This window comes from Kineococcus halophytocola (genome assembly GCF_041276425.1).
GTDB lineage: Bacteria > Actinomycetota > Actinomycetes > Actinomycetales > Kineococcaceae > Kineococcus > Kineococcus halophytocola.
Genome location: NZ_JBGFTU010000012.1, coordinates 140,572 through 150,586 on the forward strand (window position 1 = coordinate 140,572; position 10,015 = coordinate 150,586).

Genomic DNA, 10,015 nt, shown 5'->3' on the forward strand with positions numbered 1-10,015 from the left:
ACCGGCGTCCTCCAGGTTGCCGCGGGGACACGGCCACCGGCACCATCGGAGCGTGCTCCCGCCGCTGGTCGTGCTCGACCCGTTCTGGCCGAGCCGGCGCGCCTACCTCTTCGACGGGCTGTGTCGGCGCCCCTGACGCGCCCACCCCCACCCCACCCAGCCGAAGGACCCGTCGTGAGCACCGAGAACACCCCCTCCCACCCTGCCGTGGACCCCTCGTCGTGGAGCTTCGAGACCCTCCAGGTCCACGCCGGCCAGACCCCCGACCCCACCACCGGGGCCCGGGCGCTGCCGATCTACCAGACGACCAGCTACGCCTTCCGCGACAGCGACCACGCCGCGGCCCTGTTCGGCCTGACCGAGATGGGCAACATCTACACGCGGATCATGAACCCGACGCAGGACGTCGTCGAGCAGCGCATCGCCGCGCTCGAGGGCGGGGTCGGGGCCCTGCTCGTCGCCTCCGGCCAGGCCGCCGAGACCCTCGCCGTCCTCAACATCGCCCAGGCCGGCGACCACGTCGTCTCCAGCCCGCGGCTGTACGGCGGCACGTACAACCTCTTCCACCACACCCTGCCCAAGATGGGCATCTCGGTGTCGTTCGTCGAGGACCCCGACGACCCGGGGTCCTGGGCCGCCGCCGTGCGCCCCGAGACCAAGCTGTTCTACGGCGAGACGATCTCCAACCCCGCCGGTGACGTCCTGGACATCGAGGTCGTCGCCGGGGTCGCGCACGAGCACGGCGTCCCGCTCGTCGTGGACAACACCATCGCCACCCCCTACCTCGTGCGTCCCCTGGAGCACGGCGCCGACGTCGTCGTGCACTCGGCGACGAAGTACCTCGGCGGGCACGGCACCACCGTCGCCGGCGCGGTGGTGGACTCCGGCCGCTTCGACTGGGCCGCCTCCGGCCGGTTCCCGGGCCTGACCACGCCCGACCCGAGCTACCACGGCGTCGTGTTCACCGACGCCGTCGGGCCGCTGGCCTACCTCACCAAGCTGCGCGTGCAGCTCCTGCGCGACCTCGGCCCGGCCGTCGCCCCCTTCAACGCCTTCCTCATCGCCCAGGGCCTGGAGACGCTGTCCCTGCGCATGGAGCGCCACGTCCACAACGCCGGGGAGGTCGCGCGCTTCCTGGCCGCGCGCGAGGACGTCCTGTCGGTGAACTGGGCCTCCCTGCCCACCTCGCCGTGGCACGTCCAGGCGCGCAAGTACGCGCCCAAGGGCTCCGGGGCCGTGCTGGCCTTCGAGATCGCCGGGGGGCTCGCGGCCGGCAAGGCGTTCGTCGACGCGCTCGTCCTGCACAGCCACGTCGCGAACATCGGGGACGTGCGCTCCCTCGTCGTGCACCCGGCCTCCACCACCCACAGCCAGCTCACGCCCGAGCAGCAGCGGGCCTCCGGGGTCGCCCCGGGCCTGGTGCGCCTGGCCGTGGGGATCGAGCACGTCGACGACGTGCTTGCCGACCTGCGCGTGGGGTTCGCCGCCGCCGCGAGGGCCGCGGCAGGGCACACCGACGAGCACACCGACGGGCACACCGACGGGCACACCGACGGGGCGTCCGCCTGACCCTGCGCGGTCGGGGACACTGGGACGTCGACAGGAGGTCGGACACGAGTGGTCGTCGCCGAGGTGGGGCACAGGGTGGGAGCGCGCGAACTGGCCGCGGACGTCCCGGGACAGGTGGCCCGGGCGCTCGCGCCCGTCGCGCCGCCCGCGACCGGGGCGTGGCGCGAGGGTGACCCGGCCGGGAACCGGCGCTTCGCCGACGTCGGCGACCTCCCGCTGCAACTGGGCGGGGTGCTGCCGCAGGTCCGGCTGGCCTACGAGACGTGGGGGACCCTGGCCGCGGACGGGTCCAACGCCGTCCTCGTCGAGCACGCCCTGACCGGGGACTCCCACGTCACCGGCGAGGCCGGGCCCGGTCACCCCACCGCCGGCTGGTGGTCGGCGCTCGTCGGCCCGGGCAGGGCCCTGGACACCGACCGCTGGTTCGTCGTCGCGGCCAACGTCGTCGGCGGCTGCCAGGGCAGCACCGGCCCCTCCTCCCCGCGGCCGGGCACCTCCCGGCCCTGGGGGTCGGCCTTCCCCCGGCTCACCGTCGCCGACCAGGTCGCGGCCGAGGTCCGGCTGGCCGACGCCCTCGGGATCGGGCGGTTCGCCGCCGTCCTCGGGGGGTCCATGGGCGGCATGCGGTCCCTGGAGTGGGCCGCGGCCCAGCCGGAGCGGGTCGGGGCCGCCCTCGTCCTGGCCTCGGCCGCCGCCGCCAGCGCCGACCAGATCGGCGGCCAGAGCGCCCAGATCACCGCCATCGTCACCGACCCCGGCTGGCGCGGCGGGGACTACCACGACGCCCCGGACGGGCAGGGCCCGCACGCCGGGCTCGGCCTGGCCCGGCGGCTGGCGCACCTGTCCTACCGCACGGCCGCCGAGCTCGACGCCCGGTTCGGCCGCGGCGCCCAGTTCGGCGAGGATCCCCTGGACCCGGCCGCCCCCGGCCGCTACGCCGTGCAGAGCTACCTGGACCACCACGCCGACAAGCTCGTGCGCCGCTTCGACGCCGGCTCCTACGTCGCGCTGACCGACGCGATGAATACGTGGGACGTGGGCCTGGGCCGCGGGGGCACCGGGGCGGCGCTCGCGGCCGTGCGCACGCCGCTGGTCGTCGTGGCCGTGGACTCCGACCGGCTCTACCCCGTCGCCGACTCCCGGCGCATCGTCGAGGCGGCCCCGGCGGCGGTGGGGGGCCTGCGCGTGGTGACCTCCGCCTCCGGGCACGACGGGTTCCTCCTGGAGGCCGACCAGATCGCCCCCCTGGTCACCGAGACCCTCGCCCTCGTCCGGCGCGTCCGGGGCGTGCGTCAGGGGACGGTGAGCGGTGCCCGCTCCTGCGTCGCGGCGGTGGCGGCCGGGTCCATCGACCGCTCGTCGAAGGGGCGGTGCCCGGCCAGGACCTCGGTGAGCTGCTCCCGGTCCAGCGTGCGGCTCCAGGTGGCGATGACGAGGGTGCCGACGGTGTTGCCGATGAAGTTCGTCACCGCGCGCGCCTCGGACATGAACCGGTCGATGCCGACGATGAGGCCCACCCCGTCGAGCAGGGCCGGCTTGTGCGAGGCCAGGCCACCGGCCAGCGTGGCCAGGCCCGCGCCGGAGACCCCGGCGGCGCCCTTGGAGGCGATGACCATGAACAGCAGCAGCGAGACCTGCTCGCCGATGGACAGCGGGTCGCCCAGGGAGTTGGCGATGAACAGCGAGGCCATCGTCAGGTAGATCGCGGTGCCGTCGAGGTTGAAGGAGTACCCCGTCGGGACGGTGATCCCCACCGTGGACTTCGAGACCCCGGCGTGCTCCATCTTGGCGATCAGGCGCGGCAGCGCGGTCTCGGAGCTGGAGGTGGAGACGATGAGCAGGATCTCGCGGGCCACGTACCGCAGGACCCTGAACAGCGAGACCCCGGTGACGAACCGCAGGACCAGGCCCAGGACCACGACGACGAACAGCGCGCAGGTCACGTAGAACCCGGCCATGACGACCGCGAGCGCCTTCAGCGCGTCGACCCCGGTCTCCCCGACGACGGCGGCGATGGCGCCGAACGCCCCGACGGGGGCGACCCACATGACCATCGCCAGGACCTTGAACACGATCTTCTTCAGGCCCTCGACCGCCCGCAGCGCGGCCTCGCCGGTCGCGCCCAGGCCCTGGATCGCGAAACCGACGAGGAGCGCGACGAACAGCGCCTCCAGGACGGAGCCGTCGGTGAGGGAGGAGAACAGGGAGTTCGGGATGATGCCCAGCAGGAACTCGGTGGTGCCGCCGCCCTCCTCGGCCTTCTCGGCCAGCGTGGCGCCCTGCCCGCGCAGGGCGTCGGTGAGCCGCAGGTCCGTGGTGGGCAGCAGGTTCCCGACGACGAGGCCGATGACGAGGGCGAAACCGCTCATCACGAGGAAGTAGAGCAGCGCCGTCCCGCCGACGCGGCCGACCTGCGCCGCCTTCCGCACCGACCCGATGCCCAGGACGATCGTGCAGAAGATGACCGGCGCGATCATCATCCGGACCAGCGCCACGAACCCGGTCCCCAGCGGTTTGAGCTGCTTGCCCAGGTCGGGGGCGAGCAGGCCGACGGCGATGCCGGCGGCCACCGCGACGATGACGGCGACGTACAGGAAGTGCGTGCGGTCGCGCTTGCCGGCGGTCTGCGCAGCGGCGGAAGCGGAGTTCTGAGCGCCTGTGCTCATGGGACCCTCTCGGTGACGTCCGGGAACTGCTGGCTGGGGGGACGCGGTGATGGTGCTGCCTGCGGAGCGGGCCGGTCGTGCTTGCGGTCGTTTCGTTCACGACCGGCCGGCGGGCCGGCGCGGCCCCCGTGGCCCCCGTGGCCGACGTGGTGGACGTGGCCGGCGGCGCTGGACGCTGGCCGCGCGCGTGCTGGTGCTCCAGCTCCTCGTCGTCGGCGTCGTCCTGCTGGCCGCGACGGCGGCCCTGGGCTGGCAGCTGCGCACCGACACCCGCCGCGACGCGACCACCGAGGTCACCGACGTCGCCGTCGCCGTGGCGCAGGCCCCCGACGTGCGCGCGGGCCTGGCCGACCCCGCGACGGCGGACCGGGCGGGGGTGCGGGAGCACGTCGAGGCGGTCCGCCGGGCCACCGGCGTCTCCTTCATCACCGTCATGGACCGCGACCGGGTCCGCTGGACCCACCCCGACCCCGACCGCGTCGGGCAGCGGTTCGTCGGCAACGCCGCCGCGGCCCTGGCCGGCGGTGAGGTCGTCGAGACGTACACCGGGACCCTGGGCCCGTCGGTGCGCGCGGTCGTGCCGGTGCGCGGCCCCGAGGGCACCGTGGTCGGCGCGGTCGCGGCCGGGGTCGTGACGCGGTCGGTGACCCGGGACCTGCTGGACCGGCTGCCCGTCCTCGTCCTGGCCCTCGCGCTGGCCCTGGCGCTGTCCGTGGTCGGCAGCTGGGCGCTGTCGCGGTGGGTGCGCCGGCGCACCCACGGCCTGGAACCGGCCGAGGTGACCCGGTTGTGGGAGGTCAACGACGCCGTCCTGCACTCCCTGCGCGAGGGGCTCGTCGTCCTGGACCCCGCCGGGCGGGTGCAGGTGGTCAACGACGAGGCGCGGCGCCTGCTGCCCACCGCCGCCGACGGCACCCCGGAGCTGGGACCGGCGCTGCGCCGGCTCCTGGACGGCGGGGAGGACGTCGTCGACGACGTGCAGGTCACCGACGACCGCGTCCTGGTCGTCAGCCGGCTCGACGCGCACTGGGAGGGCCGCCGGGTCGGCACGGTCGTGACCCTGCGCGACCACACCGAACTGCAGGCCCTGACCCGCGACCTGGACGCCGTCCGCGGGCTGGCCGAGGCGCTGCGCTCGCAGGCCCACGAGGCGGCCAACCGGCTGCACGTCGTGGTGCGGCTGGTCGAGCAGGGCCGGCCCGAGCGGGCGGTGGAGTTCGCGACCGCGGAACTGGCTGCGGCCCAGCAGCTCACCGACCTCGTCGTGGCCGACGTCGCCGACCCGGCCGTGGCGGCCCTGCTCATCGGCAAGTCCGCCCAGGCCGCCGAGCGGGGGGTGGAGCTGGAGGTGGAGCCGGACACGGCGCTGGCCGAGGGCCTGCTGCCGGCCCGGGACCTGGTGACGGTGGTGGGCAACCTGGTGGACAACGCGGTCGAGGCCGCGCTGGAGGCGCCCGGGCCGCGCTGGGTGCGGGTGCGCATCGGCGCCGCCGGCGGGCGCGTCGCGGTGCACGTCACCGACTCCGGGCCGGGGTTGCCCGCGGGCCGGCTGGAGCGGGCGATGGAGCGCGGCTGGTCGCGCAAGGAGCAGCGGCTGTCCCCCGCGGGGGCCCACGGGCTCGGGCTCGCGCTGGTGGGACAGGTCGTGCGGCGGCACGGGGGGACGGTGCGCGTGCAGGAGCCCGTGACGCTCGACGACGGCGGCGGCACCGTCGTGGTGGAGCTGCCGGTGGAGCTGCCGGTGGTGCGGTCGTGATCCGCGTCCTGGTCGTGGAGGACGAGCCGGTCCTGGCGGCGGGGCACGCCCAGGAGGTCCGCGCCGTCCCCGGGTTCACCGTCGTGGCTGTGGCCCACTCCGGGCGCGAGGCGCTGGCCGCGGTGGGGGCGGCCGGGGAGGGGACGCCCGTCGACCTCGTCCTGCTCGACATGACGCTGCCCGACGTCGACGGGCTGCAGGTGCTGCGGGCCCTGCGCGCGGCGGCCGTGCCCGCCGACGTCATCGCGGTCACGGCCGCCCGCGACCCCGCCGTGGTCCGGCAGTCGCTGTCGATGGGGGTCGTGCAGTACCTGCTGAAGCCGTTCACGGCCGCGGCCCTGCAGGAGCGGTTGCGGGCCTACGCCCGGTTCCGGGCCGACGTCGCCGCCGCCTCCGGGGAGCACGGCATCGACCAGCGGGCCATCGACGAGGCGCTGGCGCAGTTGCGGACGGCGTCCGGGCCGGCGCGCGGGGTGGCCGGCCCGACGTTGTCCACCGTCGTCGCGGCGCTGCGCGGGGCGCCGGCGGGGCAGGGGCTGTCGGCGGCCGAGGTGGCGGCGGTGACGGGGTTGTCGCGGGTCTCGGCGCGGCGCTACCTGGAGCACCTCGCGGCGGCCGGGCGGGCCCGGCGCGAACCGCGCTACGGGGGGTCCGGGCGCCCGGAGCTGGCCTACCACCCGACGCCGGCGCTGTGAGGCCGGGCGGCGGACCTGGCCGAGATCGACTCCCCTCCGGCCGGTCTCGGCACGGACCGCCGTCCGCCGCGGCGACGAGCGTACCGACCCCCGGGGGCCCGGGGGGTTCCGGGACCGGTGCCCTAGGGTGCGGGGGGTGGCAGCAGCGGAGCGCATCACCGACCGGATCGTGGGACACGGCGAGGGGCCCTGCTGGTCCCCGACGTGGGGAGGTCTGCGGTTCGTCGACCTCTACGAGGGTGACGTCCTCACCCTGGCCCCCGACGGCACCACCTCGCGCCGGCACTACGGCAGCCGCCCCGGCGACGTCGTCGCCATCAGCCGGCCGCGCGCCGGCGGGGGAGCGGTCCTGGCCGTCGAGCGCGGTTTCGTGCTGGAGGCCGCCGACGGGGAGCTGACCCGGCTGCCGGAGCTGTGGGGGCCGCGGGTGGGGATCCGGATGAACGAGGGCGGGTGCGACCCCGACGGCCGCTTCTACGCCGGGTCCATGGCCTACGACCAGGCCGACGGCAAGGGCGAGGGGCGCGGCGCGGTGTTCCGCCTCGACCCCGACGGGCAGGTGGAGGTCGTCGTGGAGCACGTCACGATCTCCAACGGCCTGGGCTGGAGCCCCGACGGCACCCTGGCCTACTACAACGACACCCCCACGGGCCGCACCGACGTCTTCGACTACTCCCGCGACGGCGGGCTGACCGGCCGCCGCCCGTTCGCGCAGGTCAACACCGACGGCGGCACCGACCGTCCCGACGGGTTGTGCGTCGACGCCGAGGGCGGGGTGTGGATGGGGCTGTTCGGCGGGTCCGCCGTCCGCCGCTACGCCCCCGACGGCACGCTGGACGCCGTCGTCGAGGTCGGCGCCCGGCAGGTCACGGCGTGCACCTTCGGCGGGCAGGACTACTCCGAGCTGTTCATCACGACCTCGCGCGAGGGCCTGGCCGACGACGACGACCCGGCGGCGGGCAGCGTCTTCCGGTACGTGCCGGGCGTGAAGGGGATGCCCGCGCTGGCGTACGCGGGCTGAGGAGCCGGTTCAGCAGCGGACGACGCGCACGAGGGACCCGGCGACGACGAGGTCGCTGGTCCACGTCACCTCGACGCAGTCGCCGGGGTGCGTCCCGGCCAGGGCCAGGTGCTCGACGTGCTGGCGGTCCAGGCACACGTCGTGCCCGGCGCCCGGGCCCTGCACGTGCAGGCAGACCTCGCCGGGGCGGGCGCCGGTCACCGTGCCCGGCGCCGTCGTCGGCGGGGGCTGGTGCAGCAGGACCGTCCCGGCGAACGCGGCGAGCGCGACCGCGACGAGGACGGGCACCACCCGGGCGACCCTGCGCGTGAGCACACCGGGTGATCGGCCCCGGCGGCGGCGGGCTTGAGGTCAGGCGGTGGGGTGCGTCTCGCGGACCGGGGGTTCGGGGGCGGGGGAGCCGCCGTCGGTGCGGCCCGCGGCCTCGTCGCGCAGCCGCTGGGCGAACTCCTCGGCCATCATCAGCCGGTCCCGCAGCTTCTCCACGCGGGCGTCGGCGGCCTGGCGGAACTCGTCGAGCCGGGCGAACAGCTCCTCGCGCGGCGTCCCGGACTCCACGCGGCCGTCGAGGGCGTCCAGGACGGACAGCAGCTCGCGCATCTCGTCGAGGGAGAAGTCCAGCGGCTTCATGCGCTTGAGCACGAGCAGCCGGTAGACGTCCATCTCGGTGTAGAGCCGGAAGCCGCCGGGCGTGCGCTGGGTGGGGGTGACCAGGCCCATCTCGTCGTAGTAGCGGATGGTGCGGAAGCTGTACCCGACCCGCTCGGCGACCTCGCCGATCTGCATGAGTTCGGACACCACGTACCCCCTGCTCGCCGGCCCGTCGTCGTCGCGACGACGGTCGATCGTAACGGTCCCGACACCGGCGACCGGTGTGCTCGGGCCCGCACCTCACCCGTCCGCGCCGGTCGCGGCCCGCGGGGTCGGGTGCTTCCCGCGGGACGGGGGACGACTACCCTTCAGGCTGTGACGGACCGGACGACGCTGGGTGACGACCGTGACTGACCGCACCACCCGACGGACGCTGCTGCTGGCCGTCGCCGCCACCGCCCCCGTCGCCGCCCTCGGCGCCCTGGTCGGCTCCGCGGCCGCCGACCCCGGCTACCCGAGCCAGGGCGACGTCGACGCCGCCCAGGCCGCCGCCGGGGCCACGGCCGCGCAGGTCGCCGCCCTCCAGGCCCGGCTCGCCGCCGGGCAGGAGGCCCTGGACGCCGCCCGGACGCGGCTGTCCGTCGCCGCCGAGGACTACGACGAGGCCCGCGCCCTGCTGCAGCAGCGCACCGCCGAGGCGGTCACCGCCCGGGCCGCCGCGCAGGAGGCCGCCGCCGCCTACGGGCGGGCGCGGACCGACCTGGGCCGGGTGGCCTCCGAGCAGTACCGCGGCGTCTCCGACGGCTGGTCCCCGCTGGCCACCGTCGTGACCTCCGGCGACATCGAGGACTACGTCAACGGCCGGGCCACCCTGGACCACCTCGCCGGCGGCCGCGCCGACGTCCAGCAGGAGGCCGCGAGCGCGCAGGCGCTGGCGCGGTCCACGGCCGCGCAGGCCGCCGCGGCCCGCACGGCCCAGGAGGACGCCACGACGCGGGCCGACACCGCCCGCACCGCCGCCCAGCAGGCCGCCGACGCCGCCGACGCCGTCGTGGCCGACACCCAGCGGCAGACCGACGCGCTCACCGCCCGGCTCGCCGACCTGCAGCAGACCTCGGTGCAGCTCGAGCAGCAGCGCCTGGCCGGGCTGGAGGCCGAGCGTCAGGCCGCCGCCGCGGCGGCTGCGCAGGCCGCCGCGCAGGCCGCGGCCCGGTCCGCCGGCCCCGCGGCCACCGCGCCCCGTGCCGCCGCCCCGACCGCGGGCGCGGGCGCCGCCGTGGACTGGGCGCTGGCCCAGCTCGGCAAGCCGTACGTGTGGGCCGCGGACGGCCCGGACTCCTTCGACTGCTCCGGGCTGACCATGCGGGCCTGGGGCGCGGCGGGCGTGGCGCTGCCGCACTCCTCGCGGATGCAGTACTCCGGCCAGGCCCCGGTCGCCCTGGGCGACCTCGCCCCCGGTGACCTCGTCTTCTTCGCCACCGACACCTCGAACCCCTCGACCATCCACCACGTCGGGATGGTCGTCGCGCCGGGGACGATGGTCGAGGCCCCGCACACCGGGGCGAACGTGCGGACGAGCTCGATCTACCGCTCCGGGCTCATGGCCCTCGGGACCCGCCCGGCCTGACCTGCTCCCGGCCCCGACCACCCGCGTCCGACCTCCTCGTCGGTGCGCGGGGCGGGGCCCCGGGGCCGGGGGGGGGGGGGGGGGGGGGGC

At 76.2% G+C, this 10,015-nt stretch carries 8 protein-coding genes and 1 pseudogene; 6 read left to right on the top strand and 3 right to left on the bottom strand.

The features are described 5' to 3' along the window. Positions 1-174 precede the first annotated feature (174 nt). The gene (locus tag AB2L27_RS12270; protein WP_370441753.1) at positions 175-1,569 is read left to right on the top strand and encodes a bifunctional o-acetylhomoserine/o-acetylserine sulfhydrylase; all 1,395 of its coding nucleotides are present in this window, start codon (positions 175-177) and stop codon (positions 1,567-1,569) included. A gap of 114 nt (positions 1,570-1,683) precedes the next feature. Then, positions 1,684-2,832 (top strand): annotated as a pseudogene (gene metX, locus AB2L27_RS12275) (homoserine O-acetyltransferase MetX); the annotation flags it as partial. Between the two features lie 29 nt (positions 2,833-2,861). Here the strand turns inward: metX and AB2L27_RS12280 are convergent. Beyond that, positions 2,862-4,235 carry a cation:dicarboxylate symporter family transporter gene (locus AB2L27_RS12280; RefSeq protein ID WP_370441754.1) on the bottom strand — a complete coding sequence of 458 codons (1,374 nt, stop codon included), beginning with the start codon at positions 4,233-4,235 and terminating at the stop codon, positions 2,862-2,864. A gap of 187 nt (positions 4,236-4,422) precedes the next feature. Here AB2L27_RS12280 and AB2L27_RS12285 point away from each other — a divergent pair, with 187 nt between their 5' ends. The 3 genes from AB2L27_RS12285 to AB2L27_RS12295 all read left to right on the top strand — a co-directional run bounded on the left by AB2L27_RS12285 (position 4,423) and on the right by AB2L27_RS12295 (position 7,707). Then, the gene (locus tag AB2L27_RS12285) at positions 4,423-5,991 is read left to right on the top strand and encodes a sensor histidine kinase (RefSeq protein WP_370441755.1); all 1,569 of its coding nucleotides are present in this window, start codon (positions 4,423-4,425) and stop codon (positions 5,989-5,991) included. Then, positions 5,988-6,686 carry a response regulator gene (locus tag AB2L27_RS12290; RefSeq protein WP_370441756.1) on the top strand — a complete coding sequence of 233 codons (699 nt, stop codon included), beginning with the start codon at positions 5,988-5,990 and terminating at the stop codon, positions 6,684-6,686. The genes AB2L27_RS12285 and AB2L27_RS12290 overlap by 4 nt, the downstream gene beginning before the upstream one ends. A 136-nt stretch (positions 6,687-6,822) precedes the next feature. After that, positions 6,823-7,707, top strand: a complete 885-nt coding sequence (locus AB2L27_RS12295; RefSeq protein WP_370441757.1) for an SMP-30/gluconolactonase/LRE family protein — start codon at positions 6,823-6,825, stop codon at positions 7,705-7,707. Positions 7,708-7,716: 9 nt separating this feature from the next. Here the strand turns inward: AB2L27_RS12295 and AB2L27_RS12300 are convergent, their stop codons facing one another. Beyond that, on the bottom strand, positions 7,717-8,022 hold the full coding sequence (locus AB2L27_RS12300) for a hypothetical protein (protein ID WP_370441758.1): 306 nt from the start codon (positions 8,020-8,022) through the stop codon (positions 7,717-7,719). Between the two features lie 36 nt (positions 8,023-8,058). Then, a complete protein-coding gene (locus AB2L27_RS12305; protein ID WP_370441765.1) occupies positions 8,059-8,493 on the bottom strand; it encodes a MerR family transcriptional regulator in 435 nt (144 codons plus the stop codon). Positions 8,494-8,704: 211 nt separating this feature from the next. Here AB2L27_RS12305 and AB2L27_RS12310 point away from each other — a divergent pair, with 211 nt between their 5' ends. Beyond that, positions 8,705-9,925: a C40 family peptidase gene (locus tag AB2L27_RS12310; RefSeq protein ID WP_370441759.1), complete on the top strand. Its 1,221-nt coding sequence runs from the start codon at positions 8,705-8,707 to the stop codon at positions 9,923-9,925. Positions 9,926-10,015: the final 90 nt, after the last annotated feature.

Bases quoted from the DNA above. Each gene is read 5' to 3' on its own strand.
- AB2L27_RS12280 (WP_370441754.1), bottom strand. From the start codon at position 4,235: ATGAGCACAGGCGCTCAGAACTCCGCTTCCGCCGCTGCGCAGACCGCC.
- AB2L27_RS12305 (WP_370441765.1), bottom strand. From the start codon at position 8,493: ATGCAGATCGGCGAGGTCGCCGAGCGGGTCGGGTACAGCTTCCGCACC.